The organism is Serratia sp. Je.1.23.a, assembly GCF_051129805.1.
Lineage (GTDB): Bacteria > Pseudomonadota > Gammaproteobacteria > Enterobacterales > Enterobacteriaceae > Serratia > Serratia liquefaciens.
Map to the genome: position 1 here is coordinate 38179 of NZ_JBCPSR010000003.1, position 19987 is coordinate 58165.

15 protein-coding genes are annotated in these 19987 nt (G+C 57.1%); 8 read left to right on the plus strand and 7 right to left on the minus strand.

Features of this window, described 5'->3' with window-relative positions; translation table 11 throughout:
- Positions 1–222 precede the first annotated feature (222 nt).
- Together AAZT04_RS12395 and AAZT04_RS12400 are read left to right on the plus strand one after the other, a co-directional pair.
- The gene (locus tag AAZT04_RS12395; RefSeq protein ID WP_261102667.1) at positions 223–2217 is read left to right on the plus strand and encodes a ligand-gated channel protein; all 1995 of its coding nucleotides are present in this window, start codon (positions 223–225) and stop codon (positions 2215–2217) included.
- Positions 2218–2275: 58 nt separating this feature from the next.
- Positions 2276–3223 (plus strand): siderophore ABC transporter substrate-binding protein, encoded by a 948-nt coding sequence (locus AAZT04_RS12400; protein WP_434680299.1) that lies wholly within the window; start codon positions 2276–2278, stop codon positions 3221–3223.
- A gap of 50 nt (positions 3224–3273) precedes the next feature.
- On the opposite strand, the gene AAZT04_RS12405 is transcribed toward AAZT04_RS12400, so the two are convergent.
- Positions 3274–4062: an ABC transporter ATP-binding protein gene (locus AAZT04_RS12405; protein WP_434680302.1), complete on the minus strand. Its 789-nt coding sequence runs from the start codon at positions 4060–4062 to the stop codon at positions 3274–3276.
- A complete protein-coding gene (locus AAZT04_RS12410) occupies positions 4059–5141 on the minus strand; it encodes a FecCD family ABC transporter permease (protein ID WP_020827754.1) in 1083 nt (360 codons plus the stop codon). The genes AAZT04_RS12405 and AAZT04_RS12410 overlap by 4 nt, the downstream gene beginning before the upstream one ends.
- A gap of 352 nt (positions 5142–5493) precedes the next feature.
- Between AAZT04_RS12410 and AAZT04_RS12415 the strand changes: the two genes are divergently transcribed.
- The gene (locus AAZT04_RS12415; protein ID WP_129983400.1) at positions 5494–6591 is read left to right on the plus strand and encodes a GGDEF domain-containing protein; all 1098 of its coding nucleotides are present in this window, start codon (positions 5494–5496) and stop codon (positions 6589–6591) included.
- A 55-nt stretch (positions 6592–6646) separates the two neighbouring features.
- On the opposite strand, the gene AAZT04_RS12420 is transcribed toward AAZT04_RS12415, so the two are convergent.
- Both AAZT04_RS12420 and yieE read right to left on the minus strand, forming a co-directional pair.
- Positions 6647–8125 (minus strand): amino acid permease, encoded by a 1479-nt coding sequence (locus tag AAZT04_RS12420; protein ID WP_041414759.1) that lies wholly within the window; start codon positions 8123–8125, stop codon positions 6647–6649.
- Positions 8126–8325: 200 nt separating this feature from the next.
- A complete protein-coding gene (gene yieE / locus AAZT04_RS12425; RefSeq protein WP_129983401.1) occupies positions 8326–9198 on the minus strand; it encodes a DNA-binding transcriptional regulator YeiE in 873 nt (290 codons plus the stop codon).
- Between the two features lie 261 nt (positions 9199–9459).
- Between yieE and AAZT04_RS12430 the strand changes: the two genes are divergently transcribed.
- Both AAZT04_RS12430 and nfo read left to right on the plus strand, forming a co-directional pair.
- The gene (locus AAZT04_RS12430) at positions 9460–10548 is read left to right on the plus strand and encodes a YeiH family protein (RefSeq protein WP_434680307.1); all 1089 of its coding nucleotides are present in this window, start codon (positions 9460–9462) and stop codon (positions 10546–10548) included.
- Between the two features lie 103 nt (positions 10549–10651).
- The gene (gene nfo, locus AAZT04_RS12435) at positions 10652–11491 is read left to right on the plus strand and encodes a deoxyribonuclease IV (protein ID WP_020827759.1); all 840 of its coding nucleotides are present in this window, start codon (positions 10652–10654) and stop codon (positions 11489–11491) included.
- A gap of 56 nt (positions 11492–11547) precedes the next feature.
- On the opposite strand, the gene fruA is transcribed toward nfo, so the two are convergent.
- Genes fruA through fruB form a run of 3 tightly spaced genes read right to left on the minus strand, consistent with a single transcriptional unit; the run spans position 11548 to position 15322 of the window.
- A complete protein-coding gene (gene fruA / locus AAZT04_RS12440; RefSeq protein WP_020827760.1) occupies positions 11548–13239 on the minus strand; it encodes a PTS fructose transporter subunit IIBC in 1692 nt (563 codons plus the stop codon).
- Positions 13240–13250: 11 nt separating this feature from the next.
- A complete protein-coding gene (gene fruK / locus AAZT04_RS12445) occupies positions 13251–14192 on the minus strand; it encodes a 1-phosphofructokinase (protein ID WP_012145945.1) in 942 nt (313 codons plus the stop codon).
- On the minus strand, positions 14189–15322 hold the full coding sequence (gene fruB, locus AAZT04_RS12450) for a fused PTS fructose transporter subunit IIA/HPr protein (protein WP_048759223.1): 1134 nt from the start codon (positions 15320–15322) through the stop codon (positions 14189–14191). Before fruB ends, fruK begins: the two co-directional genes overlap by 4 nt.
- 247 nt (positions 15323–15569) lie before the next feature.
- Between fruB and AAZT04_RS12455 the strand changes: the two genes are divergently transcribed.
- The 3 genes from AAZT04_RS12455 to torA all read left to right on the plus strand — a co-directional run bounded on the left by AAZT04_RS12455 (position 15570) and on the right by torA (position 19905).
- Positions 15570–15992 carry a nucleotide triphosphate diphosphatase NUDT15 gene (locus tag AAZT04_RS12455; protein ID WP_020827763.1) on the plus strand — a complete coding sequence of 141 codons (423 nt, stop codon included), beginning with the start codon at positions 15570–15572 and terminating at the stop codon, positions 15990–15992.
- Positions 15993–16251: 259 nt separating this feature from the next.
- The gene (locus tag AAZT04_RS12460) at positions 16252–17412 is read left to right on the plus strand and encodes a NapC/NirT family cytochrome c (protein ID WP_020827764.1); all 1161 of its coding nucleotides are present in this window, start codon (positions 16252–16254) and stop codon (positions 17410–17412) included.
- A 12-nt stretch (positions 17413–17424) separates the two neighbouring features.
- The gene (gene torA / locus AAZT04_RS12465) at positions 17425–19905 is read left to right on the plus strand and encodes a trimethylamine-N-oxide reductase TorA (RefSeq protein WP_020827765.1); all 2481 of its coding nucleotides are present in this window, start codon (positions 17425–17427) and stop codon (positions 19903–19905) included.
- Positions 19906–19987: the final 82 nt, after the last annotated feature.

The window sequence follows — 19987 nt, forward strand, 5'->3', positions numbered from 1 at the left end:
GCTGCGCCCTTTTTCCCTTGTATTCATGCGGTTAATGATTCCCCTCGCCTAAACACATACAAATGATACGAATTATCATTTGCGTTTACATTTTGTCGAAAATCCTTACAATAGCCTGACGAAACGGCGAACCCCGCAATGACGGGGCAAGTTTCTAATTATTATTCAACACGTTAAAACGACACTTTGTCGATTTACATCAGACCAGGAAAGGTTTGCCTCATGGAAAAGCCACGTTATAACAAATTAACCGCATTGATCATTGCTACATTGACCAGCGCCGGCGCCGTCGCTGCGCAACCAGACGCTCAGGACACCATGGTGGTAACCGCTTCCGGTTTCCAGCAGAAAATCCAGGACTCCCCGGCGTCCATTTCGGTCATCCCACGTCAGCAAATTGAAGACAAAGCCTACCGCGATATTACCGATGCGTTGAAAGACGTGCCGGGCGTCGTGGTAACCGGCGGTGGCAGCAGCAGCGATATCAGCATCCGCGGCATGTCCTCCAAATACACCTTGATCCTGGTCGACGGCAAACGCGTAGACACCCGCGGCACCCGCCCGAACAGCGACAACGCAGGCATTGAACAAGGCTGGCTGCCGCCGCTGGAAGCGATTGAACGCATCGAAGTGGTACGCGGCCCGATGTCTTCGCTGTACGGCTCCGACGCCATGGGCGGCGTAATCAACGTCATCACCCGCAAAACCTCCACCACTCAGGCATGGAAAGGTTCACTGCACGGTGACGCCACCTTCCAGGAAAACAGCAATTCCGGCGATATTTTCCAGACCAACGCCTACGCTTCCGGCCCGCTGATTGAAGGCCTGCTGGGCCTGCGGGTCAACGGCCTGCTGTCGCGCCGCGCCGAGGACCAAATCCTCAACGGCTTCAATGAACAGCGCATGCGCAGCGGCACCGCGGTATTCAGCCTGACGCCAAACGAACAGAACGACTTCGATTTCGAAGTCGGCCGCTCTTTGCAGGATCGTAACAGTACGCCGGGTAAATCCATGGCGACCGAAAACTGCCGCAACAAAAAGTGTACGCCGAACAGTGCCAGCGACAGCCTCTACACCCGTACCAACTACGCGGTAACCCACAACGGTTATTACGACTTCGGCAACACCACCAGTTATATTCAGCGCGAAGAGACCAACAACCCCGGCCGCGATATGAAGATGTACAACACCATCTTCAATACGCAAACCCAGTTTGATCTCGGCAGCCATATGCTGAACCTGGGCGGCCAGTACCGTTACGAAAAATTGAGTGATGGCGGTAATCAGTTAGCCGCAGCCGATAAGCTGAACCAGCTGACGCGCTGGAGCTGGGCGCTGTTTGCCGAAGACGAATGGGCGATGACCAACGACTTCAGCCTGACCAGCGGTATCCGTATGGATCAGGACCAGAACTACGGCAACCACTGGACGCCGCGCATGTATGGCGTCTGGCACCTAACCGAGCAATTTACGTTGAAAGGCGGCGTCTCCGCGGGCTATCGCTCACCGGATCTGCGCCAATCCTCCGCCGGCTGGGGGCAAATCACCGGCGGTGGCCGTACTTCAATCATTATCGGTAACCCGGATCTGAAGCCAGAGAAGAGCCTGAGCGAAGAGATCGGCGTGATGTGGGATAACCAGCAAGGGCTGAACGCCAGCGTTACCCTGTTTAACACCGACTTCAAAGACAAAATCACCGAAGTGCGTCGCTGTGACAGCGGCGACGGCGACGCGCAGTGCATGATCGGCAATACGCCGTATTACTTCATCAGCGACCGTACTAACGTCGATAAAGCCAATATGCGCGGCGTAGAAGCCACTTTCGGTTGGGAAATCACCAAAGATTGGCAGTTGACCACCAACTATACCTACACCACCTCCGAACAGAAGAGCGGGGATTTCCAGGGCAAACCGCTGAACCAAATGCCGAAGCATATGGTTAACAGCGTCTTGGACTGGCAGGCCACGCATGACGTCAGCCTGTGGTCGCGCGTTAACTTCCGCAGCAAGACTTCGGACTACATGAGCCGCTCTTCGATGGCCAAGAGCACGCCGTCTTATACCTTTGTTGACGCCGGCCTGAGCTACCAGGCGAATAAAAATCTGATGGTGACCGGCGGGGTTTACAACATCCTCGACAAGACCGTCGATTACGATAACTACAATACCGTGCTGGATGGCCGCCGTTACACCGTCGGCATGACCTACAACTTCTGATGCCACTTTGGGCGCGCGCTGCGCGCCCTTTTTATTTCTCTCACCCAAGGAAGCCACAATGACATTACGCCGCTCCCCTATGGTTCTCGCCCTGCTGGCCTGTATCGCGCTGGCCGGCTGTAACGGCAAGGTTCGCACGCCGGCCGCGGATGCTCCTGCGACCGTCAGTTTTCAACATCTGAACGGCACCACCGAAGTGAAAAAGCACCCACAGCGCGTAGTGGTGCTGGACTATGCTTCACTGGAAACATTGCAGTTGCTGGGCGTAGAGCCGCTGGCACTGCCGGGCAACCGCACCATGCTACCGGACAGCCTGAAACAGTACCAAAATGCCAAATACCTCAATGCCGGGACCCTGTTTGAGCCGGATATGGCCACGCTACGCGCTGCCAAACCGGATCTGATCCTGATCGCCGGTCGTTCCTCCAAGGCCTATGCCGAACTCAGCGGCATTGCGCCGACGTTAAATATGGCAATCGATCCGCAGGATCAACTGGGCAGCCTGAAACAGCGCACCCTGCAACTGGGTGAGCTATTCGATAAACAGCCGCAGGCTCAGGCTGCAGTAGACAAACTGGACGCCGAGATTGCGGCGATCAAACCGCAGGTGGCCAAAGCCGGGCGTGGCCTGGTGGTGTTGTTCTCCGGCGGGAAAATCAGCGCCTACGCGCCCAAGAGCCGTTTCAGCTTTACCTATGACGCCCTCGGGTTCCAGTCTGCGCTGCAAAGCGACAACGCCGATGTCCGCGGCAATAAACTCACCCCGGAACAAGTGGCTCAGTTGAACCCGGACTGGCTGTTCATTATCGATCGCGATGCAGCCACCGGTCGTCCGAACGCGGTAGCTCCGCAGAAGATCCTCACCACCACGGCGTTGAAAAATACCGTAGCGGTCAAGAAAGGTCAGGTGGTTTATCTGCCGGCGGCTGAGGTCTATCTTTCCGGCGGCATCATCACCAGCCAGCATATCGTCGAACGCGTCGCCAAAGCGCTGAACAAGAAGTAATAAAAAACCCGGCGCTGTGAAGTGCCGGGTTTTTTGCTATCCACCAGGGATCAAATCGACGGTTGGTTCACCAACCCGTCAATCAGCACCTGCGGCGTTCCCTGCGAGCAACGCTCAATGCGCCCACGAACGCCATACACCCGCGCCAGACTCTGCGGCGTGATCACCTCTTCCGGCGCACCGTCGGCAATCAATTCGCCATCCTGCAGCATCAGCACGTGATCGCCATGACGCAGCGCTATATTGATGTCATGCACCACCACCACCGTGATGATATTGCGTTTGCGCGTCTCTTTGCGTACCAAATCCATCACGTGGAACTGATAGTTAAGATCGAGCGCGCTCAGCGGTTCATCCAGCAGCAGCAACGAAGGCTGACGGATCAGCGACTGCGCCAACCCCACCAACTGTTTCTGTCCGCCGGAAAGCTGATCGAGATAGCTCAGCGCCAGGTGGGCAATGCCAAGCTGCTCCAGCAGCGCCATTACCTCGGCCTCGCTGCCGGCATTGCTGCGGCCGCCCGAAGCGCGTTGCGCCACGATGATCGATTCCAGCACGTGCAGATGCACACCGGCTGGCAATGACTGTGGCAAATACACTACCTTCTCCGCACGGCGGGCGAATGGCATCTGCATCAAATCGATATCGTCCAGCCACAGTTTCCCCTGTGCAGGGTTTAAACCCGCCAGCGAGCGCAGCAGCGTTGACTTACCGCTGCCGTTCGGCCCCAGCAGCACGGTGATTTGCCCGCGCGGCAGCATCGGAACCGCCAGGTTGCTGATAACCTGACGCTTGGAGTAACCAGCGGAGAAGCCTTCAATACGCAATCCCTGATTCATACATTCCCCCGATGACGCAGAATAATGCTCAGGAAGAATGGCACGCCCACCAGCGAGGTAACGATGCCCACCGGAATGATAATGCCCGGGATCAGGTTTTTCGACGCCACGGAGGCCATCGACAGTACCAGCGCGCCAATCAACGCACTGGCCGGCAAATAGAAACGGTGATCTTCACCGAAGATCATTCGGGCGATGTGCGGCGCCACCAGGCCGATAAAACCGATAGGCCCAACAAAGGCCACCGCCAGCGCGGAAAGAATGCTGATGCGCAACAGGGTCGTCAGGCGCAGGCGGCGCACGTCGATACCGAAGCTCACCGCACGATCTTCACCCAAACGCAGCGCGGTCAACTTCCACGAGCTCATCATCGACAATGGCAGCAGCACGACGAATACGCCGAGCAAAATGCCCAGTTTGTCCCACGAAGCCCGCGCCAGGCTGCCCATAGTCCAGAACACCAGCCCCTGCAGCGTATCTTCGCTGGCAATAAACTGCATCATGGAAACCAGGGCGTTAAAGGTGAACACCAGCGCGATGCCAAACAGCACCACGCCAGAGGTGGCCACCCGTGTCCAACGCGTAATGCCGTCCAACATCAATGCGGCGAACAGGGCGAAAATAAACGCGTTAGCGGAAATAAACCATTGATCGGGGATGCCCGGAACGCCAATCCCCAACACGATAGCCAGCGCCGCACCGAAAGCCGCGGCAGAAGAGACGCCGAGGGTAAAGGGACTGGCCAGTGGGTTATTGAGGATGGTCTGCATTTCTGCACCGGCCAGGCCAAGCGCAAAGCCCACCACCACCGCCATCAAGGCGTAAGGCAGGCGGATATCCCAGACGATAACCCGCGTGCCGGCGTCGGCCGCCGCAGGATCAATCAGGGTTTGCCACAGGGAAGACAAAGAAAGCCCGGATGGGCCCATGGTAAAATCCAGCAGCAGCGAACCCATAATCGCCAGTGCCAACACCCCCATCATCAATAAACGGTGGCGGAGAATATGGTGATAACGCCCCATGGCGTTGACGTCGGGTTTCCCCTTGGCGTCAGGCATAGGATCGGTGGATACGCTCATTATTTCGGATACCTGTTACGACAATGACCACAGCGGCGCGGAAACGGCCGCCTGAACGGAATAAGCAGCCGCTAACAATAAAGCAAACGATAATACTTATCAATCATATCAATAGCTATTACCTGCCATATAAAGATGTAACACTTTATTTTATAACGTTATTAACCGACCCCTTGCCATACCCTCGCCGCAGTGCCCAGGGTTAACAATTCCGAAAATATCGCCCCACTCTGCACAGCTGTGACAAATTGCAATAAAACCACATAGAATCCAAATCCTGACTGGTCACTGGCGCCCGCGCCGGGCCGGATATTTAGGGCCGGTTTTCGGGACCCTTATCAAAGAGGCTGCAATGAGAAGTCGAACACCTGCGTTAACGCCTAAAAAACCCGCCCTGCTGCACTGGCTGGTGCAAAGCCCACGGCTGGCTGATGACGCCCAATTACAACGCCAGATGCGGCTTACCTTGGTGCCTTCTCCCGCCACGCCCTGGTTGAATGCCGCCGGGGTGGCGTTGCTGCTGCTGGGCTATATCTGGCTGAGCCACAAGGCGATCGGCGTGGGTCTGTTGCTGCTGCTGTTGTTGCTGACCGGCGGACGTTGGTGGCTGGCGCGAGCCAATCCGCTCCGTTGGCCCAACGCGATGCTGGTGACGGTACTGCTGTGGTGCGCACTGGTGGGCGCTGTCGCCCTGATGGCCATGCTTTCTGGCCGCATGGTGCTCATCTTGTTTGCCGGCTTGCTGATTACCGGACTGGCCTTCTGGCTGATGCAACGCCACGCCGCAGCACCGCGTTTTGCCCTGCTGGAAATCATGGTGCTGACGCTGCCCTATTTGCTGGCCGCGCCGCTGTCACGCGTGCAAAACCTGTTTTTACTGGCGGATATCATCCCGCTGTGGCTAGTGTTGGTCCATGGGTTGACCACGTCTTATCATCGCCAGCTCGCTGAGCGCGTCACCCTGAGCGCGGAAAAACAGCAAGCCGCCCATCAGGATCATTTGACCGGTTTCCTCAACCGTGCAGGGGGTGAAGCCGTGATGCAGGATATTTGTCGTCCTTCGGCAACGGTGCATCCGCTTTCCCATCTGTTTATTTTCGACTTTACCCCGCTGGCGGCGTTGTATCAGAGCCACGGCGTGCAGATCGGCGATGACGTGCTGCGCACCATCGGCGAACGCCTGAAAATGTTGGTGCGCCCCAGTGATTTTGTCTGCCGCTATACCGGCGGCCAGTTTCTGATCCTGGTTCACGACCTGCCTTACGGTTCCGAAGGTGAATTTTTGGCACGCTTCATTCCGGCACTGGAAGCCCCCTACGCTTTTGGCGCATTCGGTGAGGTATCGCTGCAGCTCAATACCGGCGTATTGGCGTTAACCCAGGATTATCAATCGGTTGACAGTTTGATGACCGCGGCGCAGCGGGCGCTGACGGTAAAAGGGAAGGAATAGCTAGTCAGGGGATAAGGATAACGCGGCGGGCTCCCGCCGCGTTTCATACAAGACGTTAATTCACGTCCATTTTCGGGAATTCCATTTCGCTGTACTTCACGACACGGGTGCCGCGCGTCAGCTTGTAACCGAACCAAATGATCAGGAACAGCGGAATGCCGATGTAGGTCGCGGTCACGCCGTACCAGTCGATTCGATCTTGCAGGAATGCCTGATAGTTCTGACCCAACGTGATGATCAGGCACAGCACAAAGGCAAAGATCGGGCCCAGCGGGAAGAAGCCGGAACGGTAAGGTAAGTCGTTCAGGTCATGCCCCTGGATCATATAGCCACGACGGAAGCGGTAATGGCTGATGGCAATCCCCAACCAGGCAATAAAGCCGGTCATACCCGAGGTGTTCAGCAGCCACAGGTAAACCGACTGGTTGCCGAACATCGAACTCAGGAAGCACAGGCCCGCAACCACGGTCGTCGCATACAATGCATTACGTGGCACCCCGCCCTTCGACAGTTTGGCGAAGATACGCGGCGCTTTGCCTTCCGACGCCAGAGTAAACAGCATACGGGTTGAGGCGTACATCCCGGAGTTACCGGCAGACAATACCGCCGTCAGGATCACCGCGTTCATCACCGCCGCCGCCGACAGCAAACCGGCATGCTGGAACACCAGGGTGAACGGGCTGACGCTGATGTCTTTCACATCATTGCGCAGCAGGCTCGGATCGGTATAAGGAATAATCAGGCTGATAATCAGGATCGCGAAGATATAGAACAGCAGGATACGCCAGAACACCTGACGCACCGCGCGCGGGATATTTTTGCCCGGATTTTCAGATTCGCCGGCCGCGATGCCGATAAGCTCGGTACCCTGGAACGAGAAGCCGACGATCATCGCCACGCCTATCATCGCCGAGAACCCTCCGGCAAACGGCGCGTCGCCGATGGTCCAGTTCTGCCACCCCGCGTGCTCGCCCCCTTTGAGGATGCCGAAAATCATCAGCACGCCAATGGCGATAAAGATGATGACAGTGGTCACTTTGATCAGTGAGAACCAGTATTCTGCTTCGCCGAAACCTTTAACCGAAATGTAGTTCAACAGGAACATCAAGCACAGGAACAGCGCGCTCCAGATCCAACCCGGAGTATCCGGGAACCAATAGGTCATGACCAACTGCGACGCTACCAGGTCAACGGCGATGGTCACCGCCCAGTTGTACCAGTAGTTCCAACCCAGCGCGAAGCCGAAGCCTTCTTCCACATATTTGGCGCCGTAGGTGGAGAAAGAACCGGACACCGGCATAAAGGCCGCCAGTTCACCCAGGCTGGTCATCAAGAAGTACACCATCAGCCCGATCAACGCATAAGACAGCAATGCCCCGCCTGGGCCTGCCTGCGAAACGGTCGCCCCAGAGGCGACAAACAGACCGGTGCCGATAGAACCACCAATAGCAATCATGGTTAAGTGCCGCGCTTTCAGCTCGCGCCGCAATCCGGGTGCTGGTTGCCCCGATGTTTTTATATCCTGCTGAGCCATTCTTACCCTATCTGCTGGTCAAAAAAAATAAGGGCGGATTGTAACAAATACCCGCCGGCGAACTAGTAACATTGCACTGATATAAGATAGCTTCATAATTCAGGGCTAATTATTAGCAACGGCCCTCTAGGCCTTACTTACTGTCATTAATGTGACAGGGTGCAGATTTTTATGCTTCGTTTCTGCTTACGGAGGCATTTTTAGGACACAAGCGTGCAGTAGCTGAGAAAACGCTGCAGGGCGTTGGAGATGTGCTTTTGCCGGTGATGGATCAGATAAAGCGTTCGCATCAAGGGCGGCAACGGCAGCTGCAGTTCCACCAGCGCGCCGCTGGCCAACTGTTCGCCTATCACCCGCCGCGACAGGCAACTGATACCAATGCCGTGGCGAACCGCATGTTTGATCGCTTCCGAGTTCCCCAGCTCCATCACCAGCTGAAAGTGCGGCAGATGCGCCAGTAACAGATGATCCAACACTTCACGCGTGCCCGAGCCCCGTTCGCGCAGGATCCACGGCGCATTCGCCAACATCGCCAAGGTTAAAGGCTGGCCCGCCAGCGGATTGTCCGGTGCAGCGAACACCACCAGCTCATCCTCCAGCCACGGCTGGGTGACCAGCTCTGGCATATGGCAAGGGCCTTCGATCAGGCCTAAATCGACCCTAAAATCTGCGACCGCGACAATCACGTCCTGACTGTTTCCCACATTGAGCTCCAGCGGCGTGGCGGGAAAATCTTGCCGATAACGGGCAATCATCTCCGGCAACATATAGTTGCCGATGGTACTGCTGGCCGCGATACGCAGCGCACCGCCGTCATGGCGGAAGAGTTGCTCAATCTCTCCGGCCTGCTCCAGCAACGCCAGCGCCTTCGGGTACAGCAGCCGCCCATGCTCATTGATGACCAGACGTTTACCGACACGATCGAACAACTGCACGCCCAGCTGCCCTTCCAAATCGGCCAGCGCCGCACTGACTGCCGATTGCGATAACGCCAGAACGACCGAGGCCTGCGTGGTCGAACCGCTTTTCAGCACTTCGGTAAAAACTTCCAATTGACGTAAGGTGATATGCATAAACTTCTCGATATACAAAAAAGCGGCCTGTCAGTAAAGCCACTGAAACTCATGCTAAATCTGCGCCACTGGCCGGCAGCAACGCACAGGGTGAATAACACTAAGGTTATCACGTTTGCAGAAATCGACATGGGGGTCACTCATGCTTCAGGCCGCAGACTAACCACTTATTCAGATAGGTTATAAATATATAATCAATTTCTCTTTTATGTCGCCAGCACGTAGTCTTTGGCTCAAGGATTTGATGACAAGGGCTGACTTATGGCGACCAATACCACACACGATTTTCCAACGCGGCAATTTCCGCTATTCGGTCTACCTCGGCTGGTGCCGGGGCTGCTGCTAACCGGTGCCATCACTGCGCTGGCGGTCTGGGTAGGTGATATTCCCTGGGTAGCCGGGCTGGGACTGGGCGCGCTGACGCTGGCGATTTTGCTCGGTATTTTAGTCGGCAATACGCTGTATCCCTGGCTACAACCGAGCTGCCATGGCGGTGTTCAGCTCGCTAAACAGCGTTTATTGCGTCTGGGCATTATCCTTTACGGTTTTCGCCTGACGTTTCAGCAAATTGCTGACGTAGGCACCACCGGCATCATTATTGATGCATTGACCCTGAGCACCACTTTCCTGCTCGCCTGCTGGCTGGGTAAAAGAGTGTTCGGTATCGACAGCCAGACCGTGATGCTGATCGGCGCCGGCAGCAGCATTTGCGGCGCGGCGGCCGTGATGGCGACCGAGCCGGTGTTGAAAGCCGACTCCAACAAGGTGGCGGTGGCGGTAAGCACCGTGGTGGTCTTCGGTACGCTGGCGATCTTCGCTTATCCGTGGCTGTATCAGTTGAACGAGCATTTCCAGTGGCTGCCGTTTAATCAGGAAAGTTTCGGCATCTTTACCGGTTCAACCATTCATGAAGTGGCGCAGGTGGTCGCTGCCGGGCACGCTATCGGGCCGGATGCTGAAAACGCCGCGGTCATCGCCAAAATGATCCGCGTCATGATGCTGGCCCCTTTCCTGCTGCTGCTCTCAGGCTACATCAGCCGCAGCCGTAGCGCAGGAAGCACCGGTAGCCAGGCAGAAAAATCCGCGATAACCATTCCGTGGTTTGCGGTGCTGTTTATCGCCGTTGCCGGGTTGAACTCATTCGACCTGATCCCGGCGGCGCTGGTAAAACACCTGATTACCGCCGATACCTGGATGTTGGCGATGGCCATGGCGGCGCTGGGGTTGACCACCCACATCAGCGCGGTGCGCCAGGCCGGGGTTAAGCCAATCCTGCTCGCCACGTTGCTGTTCGTTTGGTTGATTGTGGGCGGCGGCGCCATTAACCTTCTGGTGCAGTATTTTATCTGATTTGCTTCCCTTCAGGCCCGCAACCGCGGGCCTGCGCTTTTCCTGCCATTCAATCCTTCCGCTATCAATGCCATAATGACGCCGATTACACAGGAGAATGAAAATGAAGTTTGTCGGTGCACATGTCAGCGCGTCAGGCGGCGTGGATCAGGCGGTTATCCGCGCGCACGAATTGGAGGCGACCGCATTCGCCCTGTTCACTAAAAATCAGCGTCAATGGAAGGCCGCCCCGCTGCCTGCCGACGTGATCGATAAGTTTAAAAGCGCCTGTGCGCAGTACGGCTACGGCCCAGGGCAGATCCTGCCGCACGACAGCTATCTGATTAACCTTGGCCATCCGGTGACCGAGGCGTTGGAAAAATCCCGCGAAGCCTTCCTTGATGAAATGCAGCGCTGCGAACAGCTGGGGCTGACCCTGCTGAACTTCCACCCCGGCAGCCACCTGTTGCAAATTGAGGAAGACAAATGCCTGGCACGCATCGCTGAATCCATCAACATGGTGCTGGACAAGACCGAGGGCGTGACGGCGGTTATCGAAAACACCGCCGGTCAGGGCAGCAATCTGGGCTTCAAATTTGAACATTTGGCGGCGATTATCGATGGCGTGGAAGACAAGAGCCGCGTCGGCGTTTGCATCGATACCTGCCACGCCTTTGCCGCCGGTTACGATTTGCGTACCGAAGAAACCTGCGAGCAGACGTTTAAAGAGCTCGGCGACATCGTGGGGTTCAAGTACCTGCGCGGCATGCACCTGAACGACGCCAAGAGCGAGTTTGGCAGCCGCGTCGACCGTCACCACAGCCTGGGTGAAGGCAATATCGGTAAAACAGTATTCAGCTATATCATGCGTGACGATCGTTTCAACAATATCCCGCTGATCCTGGAAACCGTAAACCCGGATATCTGGGCGGAAGAGATCGCCTGGCTGAAGGCGCAGCAGTAATTGCCAGATAAAAAAACCGGAGCCTGAGCTCCGGTTTTTTATTGCCTGCGCCAGCATTACGCTACCGTAGCCGCAGGGACTTCAGCGCGTTTCAGCAGTGCGTAAGACACCCCTGCCAACAGCGTACCGGCAACGATCGCCACCAGATACAACAGCACCGGTGTGATAGCGCCAGGGATCAGCAGAACGAACAACCCACCGTGCGGTGCCATCAGCTTGGCGCCGAATGCCATCGACAGTGCGCCGGTCAATGCACCACCCGCGATGCAGCATGGCAACACGCGCATCGGATCACGGGCTGCAAACGGAATGGCGCCTTCGGAGATAAAGCACAGGCCCAACACCAGCGCTGCTTTACCGCCTTCCTGCTCGGACTTCTCGAACTTGCGACGCGCCAGTAATGTTGCCAGACCCATCGCCAGCGGTGGCACCATACCGGCCGCCATAATGGCCGCCATAGGGGCATATACCGACGAGCTCAGCAGCGCCACACCAAAAGCATAGGCCGCCTTGTTAACCGGACCGCCCATATCGGTACACATCATGGCACCGAGGATCGCCCCCAGCAGCACCGCATTGGCGGTACCCAGTGATTGCAGCCAGTGAGTCAGCCCTTCCATAATTTTCGCTACCGGCGTGCCGACGATGAAAATCATGATCAAGCCGACAATCAGGCTGGCGACCAAGGGAATGATCAGGATCGGCTTCAGCGCTTCCATACTCTGCGGCAGACGCAGTTTGGTGCTGATAAATTTGGCCACATAGCCCGCCAGGAAACCGGCAATGATACCGCCGAGGAAACCGGCGCCGGTGCTGACGGCCAGCATGCCGCCAATTAACCCTGGTGTCAGGCCCGGACGGTCAGCGATCGAGAAGGCAATAAAACCGGCCAATACCGGCACCATCAGCGCAAAGGCTGAGCCGCCGCCGATCTGCATCAACGCCGCTGCCAGCGTGCCCTTGACTTCGAATGCCTTGATACCGAACACGAACGACAATGCGATACACAAACCACCCGCCACCACCATCGGCAGCATGTAAGACACGCCGGTCAACAGGTGACGATAAGGACCGGCGCTCTCTTTCTTCTTACCGGCGGTGGCCGGCGCACCGCTTTTTTGCGGTTGGAAAATCTCGGCCTCGGCCTGCGCCTTGTCCAGTTCCTGCGCCGTTTTTTTCAGCGCCAGACCGGTAGAGGTACGGTACATCGGCTTGCCGGCAAACTTATCCAGATCCACTTCAATGTCCGCCGCCACGATCACCAGGTCGGCCGCCGCCACTTCTTCTGGCGTAATGGCATTGCCGGCGCCGACGGAGCCGCGGGTTTCAACTTTCACCCACCAGCCACGCTTTTTGGCTTCGCTTTCAATGGCTTCGGCCGCCATAAAGGTATGGGCCACGCCGGTCGGGCAAGCGGTGATCGCCACGATACGTTTTTGACCGGCGGCTTTAGCCGGTTCGACGGCTGCCGCGGCCGGTGCCTGATAGGCTTTCGCTTCGGCCATCGCCTGCGCCAGGAAGGCTTCCGGCTCACGCACCGCATGCGCCACGTCACCCACATAAACCCGTTTGCCGTTCAGCGCGGCATCAGCAGGTACAGTTTGCCCTGCCACCACCACCAGTTCAGCCTCAGCGGCTGACTCAACCAACGTCAGGCCGGTTTTCACCGCAGCAGCGCCAAGCATGCGTTTCGCCAGGTGACTACGTGCCTGCCCCAGCGAATTGTCTATCATCAGCAGTGTTTTCATTCTGCCTCCTGCTATTGATTAAAAGGTTTCAGATCGACACGCGCCATCATCGCGGCCAACTGTGGACGGTCGGTCACGCCAACGTTGCTCTGGCTTACCGCCAGCGCAGCCACGGCGGTGGCCAAACGCAAAGTGTGTTCACTGGATTCACGCATCAGCAGGCCGTAAATCAGGCCGCCGACCATCGAGTCGCCGGCACCCACGGTGCTGACCACTTCGCAGGCCGGTGGCTTGGCAATCCAGGCGCCGGACGCGTTGACCCACAGCGCGCCTTCGGCACCGAGGGAGATAACCACGTGGGCAATGCCCTGATCGCGCAGCGCATGCGCCGCTTCGACCACGTCAGCCAGCTGCGGCAACGGACGCCCGGCCCAAATTTCCAGCTCGCGGCGATTCGGTTTCACCAACCACGGCGCCGCTTTCAAGCCGGCAACCAGGGCTTCACGGCTGCTGTCGAAAATGATGCACGGGCACTGGGCACGCAAACGGATCATCCAGTCGGTGAAAGCGTCGGGATCGACCCCCGCCGGCAGGCTGCCGCTGACCGCGACCATGTCGAACTGGCCCAGCCAGCTCAGGGAATCGGTCACGAAACGTTCCCAGTCCTGCCCGCTGACTTCAAAACCGGAGAAATTGAAATCGGTGACTTCACCGTCTTTTTCGGTCAGTTTGACGTTAATACGGGTCCGTCCCGGCACCACCTGGAAGCGGTTGGCAATGCCCAGATCGCTGAACAGCAGTTGGAAACCGTCCTGGTTGTCTTTTCCCAGGAAGCCGCCCACCGTCACATCAATACCCAGATCCTTCAGCACCTTGGCGACGTTGATGCCTTTCCCGGCGGCGTGAAGGCCGGCGGTTTTGACCAGATTCACTTCACCGCGCTCGATCTCCGGGCAAAAGCCCACCAGATCGTAAGCCGGATTCAAGGTAATTGTTGCTACTCTTCTGCTCATGCTGCGCCCTCGCCCAGTCCTTCGTTAATCGCTTCACCGATCGCCTTCAGCGCCGTTTCAGCATCTTCACCTTTGGCGGTAAAACGCAGGTGATGTCCTTTCTTCACGCCCAACGCCACCACCTTCATCAGGCTACGTCCGTTGGCCGGTTTGCCACTGCCATCCAGGTTAGTGACGGTAATTTCACTGCTGAATTGCTTGATTACATTGACCAGCGCCGTGCCCGGACGGGCATGCAGGCCATGTTCGTTACGGATCACGTACTCAGCGCTCAGCGTGGTATTTTCTTCTTCCACCTCACTGGTCAGCAATGCCAACAGCGTGACGGCATCCGCGTTCAGCAAGCGTTCAGCTTTGTTCGCCAACAGCAGATCGCTGAGGTAGTTCAGCACCGCCAGCGGCTGCGAGTCAGCCACCGACAGCGTCAGCAACAGCGCAACCTGCTCGCCCTCTTCATCAAACGGCTGCGCCGGACGGCTTACCGTAGCCGCGCTGGCCAAGTTGCCTTCGGTGCTGTCACTCAGCCAAATGCCCTGCCCCAGATTCAGCGGCTTGCGGGTGATGACGTCGCTGACGAATTGAGCGTTAACCGCACCGATTTTCTGCAGGCGGCCCGCATTCAGCGCCTGCAGCGTCATCAGGCTGTCGGCGGCCACGTCTAGCGCAATCAAGGAAGCGTCGAACTTGAATTCCGCCGTCAGCTTTTCGCCCATCAACAAGCTGCGTAACTCTTCTGCCGAGGTGGTTTTCGCCAGCTGTTCGGCTACGCTGTCGTCGCTCAGAACGTGGGTCAACTGACGCAACAGCGCCAGGTGTTCATCGGAACGTGCGGCAATGCCGATCACTACGTAAGCAGTTTGGCCTTCGCCCCACTCGATACCCTGAGGGAACTGAAACACCTGCACGCCGGTGTTCAGCACCAGATCGCGGGTATCGGTAGTGCCATGCGGGATGGCGATACCGTTCCCAAGATAAGTGGAAGTTTGCAGCTCACGCTGCAACATGCCGTCCACGTAAGGCGCGCTGACGCAGCCGGCCTCGGTCAGTGCGGCAGCCACCTGACGGATGGCTTCCTGTTTGTTACTCGCGGTAGCACCCAGGTGAATATCTTGCTGAGACAACTGGAACATGATTCTCCTCTCCTGCTGAATTGAATCGTTTCAGCTTCGTTGGGAAAAAGGAGCGTTACCGGTACGACATTATCGCGCCCATAACGCTGAAACGTTTCAAGGAGTGTGTAAGGCCCCATGAGCGAAAGCAAGTTTTCTCAATTTTGACGTGATAGATTTTTGACCTTACGCACACTTTTCCCTTAGGGTTACCAGTCGCAGCGCTAAAATGACATACTGTGCTGAAATTTTGCTGACGGAGGGAAACATGACTGTAGTGGCGGGCGTAGGCGTAATCATTGTCAATGAACAAGGGGAAATTTTGCTGGGCAAACGCTGCGGCAAGCACGCCCCCTTCTGGTCCATCCCCGGCGGGCATCTGGATGCCGGCGAAACCTTTGAACAGTGCGCACAGCGCGAGATCGCCGAAGAGACCGGGCTGATCATCGCCCCACCGAGCTTTGTCGGCATCAGCAATAATCTGCAAACCTGGCGCGCCGAGGGAAAGCATACGGTTTCCATCTGTTTGCTGACGCCCCATCCTGGCGGGGAAGCCGAGCTGAAAGAACCGGAAAAATGTGCTGAATGGCGCTGGTGCCTGCCGGATGCATTACCTGAACCGCATTTTGAAGCCAGCCGTAATGCCATTCATCTGTGGCAAACGGGCCAAACTTACCTACCGGCAAAATAGCTGTTTTCAATCACGGTTTAGCTCTCCTTTCCGTGATCTCGCTCATAGTCTGATAAATCCACATGAAAAATGCGTTATATAATCCAGAGTATAACGCTGAAAAATCCCCCGAACGACCATTTTTCTTCTAAAAATACCCCTATAGTATTAGATGACTTTACCAATAGTACCTATACTTCCTCAGGTATGTCGGCGCTCGTCCGGCACTTTTTTTTGGCAAGGTTTTCCTTGGTATTTCATAATTATAAGCGGATTCAATATGACCAATAAACTCACTGGCTTGATAAAAAAGCACCGCTGGGGATGGCTGTGGATTTTGCTGCTCGGAATTATCCTCGGGGCAGCATTATTGGCGGGTACCGCCACCGTATTCCATAAAACCAGCGACACCGCCTTCTGCGTCTCCTGCCACACCATGCAACAACCGCTGGCCGAATATCAGGGCAGCGTTCACTTCCAAAATACCAAGGGCATTCGCGCTGAATGTGCCGACTGTCACGTTCCCCATGAGCCACTCGACTACCTGTGGACCAAAATCCGCGCGGTAAAAGACATTTATGGCGAGATGGTGGGCACCATCGATACGCCTGAGAAATACGAGGCGCACAAGCTGGCCATGGCGCAGTCGGTCTGGAAAACGCTCAAAGAAAACGACTCCGCCACCTGCCGCTCTTGCCACAGCTTTGACGCAATGGACATCACCGCCCAACGGCCTGAAGCGCGTATCCAGCATCCGGTGGCCATCAAGCAGGGTGAAACCTGTATCGACTGCCATAAAGGCGTCGCACATATCCTGCCGGACATGAGCGGTGCAGCCCAGGCCGGAGCCGCCGAGTTGGCGAAAGCCGCCGCTGAAACCTCGCCAACCGCCACCACGTTGTACACCATTGCCACAGAACCCTTCTTCCTCAAACCGGACGACAGCCACAATGCCGGCAACCTGATGCCATCCACCGAAGTGCAGGTGGTGAAACAGGAAGGCGACAAAGTGCTGGCCAACGTCACCGGCTGGCAGCAAGACGGTGTCGCTGAAGTGTTCTACGCCGCGCAGGGCAAACGCATCCTCAGCGTGCTGCTGGGTGAAGACGCTCGCAAACTGCTGAAAACCGGCACCACCATGACCGATGCCGAAACCGGTCTGGTATGGCATCAGGTTTCTCTGCAAGTTTGGCTGCCGCGCAAACAACTGATCGACGATCAGCAAAAAATCTGGCGCTACACGGCAGATATGATGTCGGCCAACTGCACCGGTTGTCACGGCCTCACGGCCCTCGATCGCTTCAACGCCAACCAGTGGATCGGCGTAATTAAAGGTATGGCTCCACGCACTTCGCTGACGCAGGAACAGCTGCGCGTTCTGACACAGTACGTGCAGAAACACGCCAGTGACATGCAGCCAGCCGCACCAGCCAAGCTTTAAGGGAGAAGCGAAATGAGCAAGTATCAACAACAAGCGTTAAAAATGAGCCGCCGCCGCTTCCTGACTGGCGCGACCGCGCTGGCCGCAGCACCGCTACTGGCGGGCCTGTGGCCCAAGTCAGCGTTGGCCCAGGCCATCAGCCAGGCGCTGCCGCAATTCGTCGTGTTGCGTCAGGCACAAAAAGGCATTTTGACCGGCGCGCACTGGGGCGCCTTCGAAGCCATCGTCCAGGACGGTAAAATGGTCGGCGTGCAGCCGGTCAAAGACGATCCTTATCCGAACGAACTGATCACCATGGCGCCCTATCAGGTGCACGCCGAAAACCGTATCAAATACCCGATGGTGCGCAAAAGTTGGCTGGAAGGCGGCCCTGGCAGCCGTACCGAACTGCGTGGTCGTGACGAGTGGGTACGCGTTAGTTGGGACAAGGCGATTGATTTGGTCTGTGGTGAGATCACCCGCTTGCAGAAAGACCATGGCCCGCAGTCCATTTATGCCGGTTCTTATGGCTGGAAAAGCGTCGGGATGCTGCATAACAGCCGCACGCTGCTGCAACGCCTGATGAACCTGACCGGCGGCTTCCTTGGTTACGCGGGCGACTACTCCACCGGTGCCGCGCAGGTGATCATGTCGCACGTGGTGGGCTCCATGGAGGTTTACGAACAGCAGACCGCCTGGCCGAACGTGATTGAAAACAGCCAACTGGTGGTGCTGTGGGGCTGTAACCCGATGATCACGCTGAAAAACAGCTGGAACGTCCCGGACCACTACGGCCAGACGGGCTTTGAGGCGCTGAAGAAGAAAGGCACCCGAGTGATCAGCATTGATCCGGTACACAACGACAGCGCAAAATTCGTCGATGCGCAGTGGATCGCTCCGCGTCCTTATACCGACGGCGCCATGCTGATCGGCATCGCCCACACGCTACTGACCGAGAAGCTGCATAACCCGGACTTCCTGAAAACCTACACCGCCGGTTTCGACAAGTTCCAGGCTTATCTGTTGGGTGAAACCGACGGTACGCCGAAAACTGCCGAATGGGCGGCCGATGTGTGCGGCGTCGATGCTGACGTGCTGCGTCAGTTAGCACGCGACATGGCGAAAAATCGCACCATGATCATGGGCGGCTGGGGGATCCAACGCCAGCATCATGGCGAACAGCAGCATTGGCTATTGGTTACCGTGGCGGCGATGCTCGGCCAGATTGGCCTGCCGGGCGGCGGCTTCGGTTTCAGCTATCACTACTCCTCCGGCGGCAGCCCGACGGCGAAAGGCGGCATCATCTCCGGTATTTCTGCCGGTAACGCGCCGAAGAACTCACCGGCACCGATCCCGGTGGCGCGCATCGCCGAATGCCTGACCAACCCGGGCAAGACAATTAATTTCAACGGCGCACAGGTCACCTACCCCGAGGTGAAAATGGTGTATGTGGCGGGCGGCAACACCTTCCACCAGCATCAGGACACCAACAATCTGGTCAAGGCCTGGCAGCGGCCGGACACCATCGTGGTGAACGAGCCTTATTGGACCGCCACCGCCAAGCATGCCGATATCGTTCTGCCGGCCACCACCAGCTACGAACGCAACGATCTCGAAATGGGCGGCGATTACTCACAGCTTTATGTGTTCCCGATGCACCAGTGCGTCGCGCCGCAGCATGAATCACGCAGCGATTTCGATATTTTCGCGGCCATGGCGGCTAAGCTGGGGGTGCAGGACGCCTTTACCGAAGGCAAAGATGAAACCCAATGGCTGAAAGGCATGTACGATGACATGAAAACTCAGGCACGTGCTGCACGGGTAGCCCTGCCACCGTTCGATATGTTCTGGGAGTCCAACAACTACGTGCGCTTCCCGGTGCCGGAGGCCAATACCCAATGGGTGCGTTTCGCCGACTATCGCGAAAACCCGCTGCTCAATCCACTGGGGACGCCATCCGGTAAAATCGAGATCTACTCCGACGCCATTGCCAAAATGAAGTATCAGGATTGCCCAGGCATTCCGACCTGGATGCCGCCGCATGAATGGTATCGCGGCCCGGAAGCGGTGAAATACCCGCTGTCGCTGAACACCGCGCACCCGATCAACCGCCTGCATTCGCAGCTCGACAACACGCCACTGCGCAAGAAATACGCGGTAGCCGATCGGGAAGCGATTGTGATCCACCCGCAGGACGCCCAGTCACGCGGCATTGCCAATGGCGATCTGGTGCGGGCCTTTAACGATCGCGGCCAGATCCTGGTGGGTGCGGTGGTGAGCGAAGACGTGCGCCCTGGCGTGGTGCGCATCAGCGAAGGTGCCTGGTTCGATCCGGCCGATCCGTCACAGCCAGGTTCGCTGTGCAAGAACGGCAACGTCAACTGCCTGACCTTCGACGTCGGCTCCTCCAGCCTGGCTCAGGGTAACTGCGGGCAAATGGCACAGCTTCAGATCGAGAAGTATCAGGGCGAGGTGCTGAAAAACACCGCGCACGACGTGCCGGCTGGCGCCTAACGTCGAAGTTTGTCATACCCAGGGCGATGGTGACATCGCCCTTTTTTTAGCCTGATGCAGGAAAGAACTTTTTACCATTAAG

What these genes read in the sequence shown, in the direction of transcription:
- AAZT04_RS12395 (WP_261102667.1), top strand. Translation starts at nt 223, where the DNA reads ATGGAAAAGCCACGTTATAACAAATTAACCGCATTGATCATTGCTACA.
- AAZT04_RS12400 (WP_434680299.1), top strand. Translation starts at nt 2,276, where the DNA reads ATGACATTACGCCGCTCCCCTATGGTTCTCGCCCTGCTGGCCTGTATC.
- AAZT04_RS12405 (WP_434680302.1), bottom strand. Translation starts at nt 4,062, where the DNA reads ATGAATCAGGGATTGCGTATTGAAGGCTTCTCCGCTGGTTACTCCAAG.
- AAZT04_RS12410 (WP_020827754.1), bottom strand. Translation starts at nt 5,141, where the DNA reads ATGAGCGTATCCACCGATCCTATGCCTGACGCCAAGGGGAAACCCGAC.
- AAZT04_RS12415 (WP_129983400.1), top strand. Translation starts at nt 5,494, where the DNA reads ATGAGAAGTCGAACACCTGCGTTAACGCCTAAAAAACCCGCCCTGCTG.
- AAZT04_RS12420 (WP_041414759.1), bottom strand. Translation starts at nt 8,125, where the DNA reads ATGGCTCAGCAGGATATAAAAACATCGGGGCAACCAGCACCCGGATTG.
- yieE (WP_129983401.1), bottom strand. Translation starts at nt 9,198, where the DNA reads ATGCATATCACCTTACGTCAATTGGAAGTTTTTACCGAAGTGCTGAAA.
- AAZT04_RS12430 (WP_434680307.1), top strand. Translation starts at nt 9,460, where the DNA reads ATGGCGACCAATACCACACACGATTTTCCAACGCGGCAATTTCCGCTA.
- nfo (WP_020827759.1), top strand. Translation starts at nt 10,652, where the DNA reads ATGAAGTTTGTCGGTGCACATGTCAGCGCGTCAGGCGGCGTGGATCAG.
- fruA (WP_020827760.1), bottom strand. Translation starts at nt 13,239, where the DNA reads ATGAAAACACTGCTGATGATAGACAATTCGCTGGGGCAGGCACGTAGT.
- fruK (WP_012145945.1), bottom strand. Translation starts at nt 14,192, where the DNA reads ATGAGCAGAAGAGTAGCAACAATTACCTTGAATCCGGCTTACGATCTG.
- fruB (WP_048759223.1), bottom strand. Translation starts at nt 15,322, where the DNA reads ATGTTCCAGTTGTCTCAGCAAGATATTCACCTGGGTGCTACCGCGAGT.
- AAZT04_RS12455 (WP_020827763.1), top strand. Translation starts at nt 15,570, where the DNA reads ATGACTGTAGTGGCGGGCGTAGGCGTAATCATTGTCAATGAACAAGGG.
- AAZT04_RS12460 (WP_020827764.1), top strand. Translation starts at nt 16,252, where the DNA reads ATGACCAATAAACTCACTGGCTTGATAAAAAAGCACCGCTGGGGATGG.
- torA (WP_020827765.1), top strand. Translation starts at nt 17,425, where the DNA reads ATGAGCAAGTATCAACAACAAGCGTTAAAAATGAGCCGCCGCCGCTTC.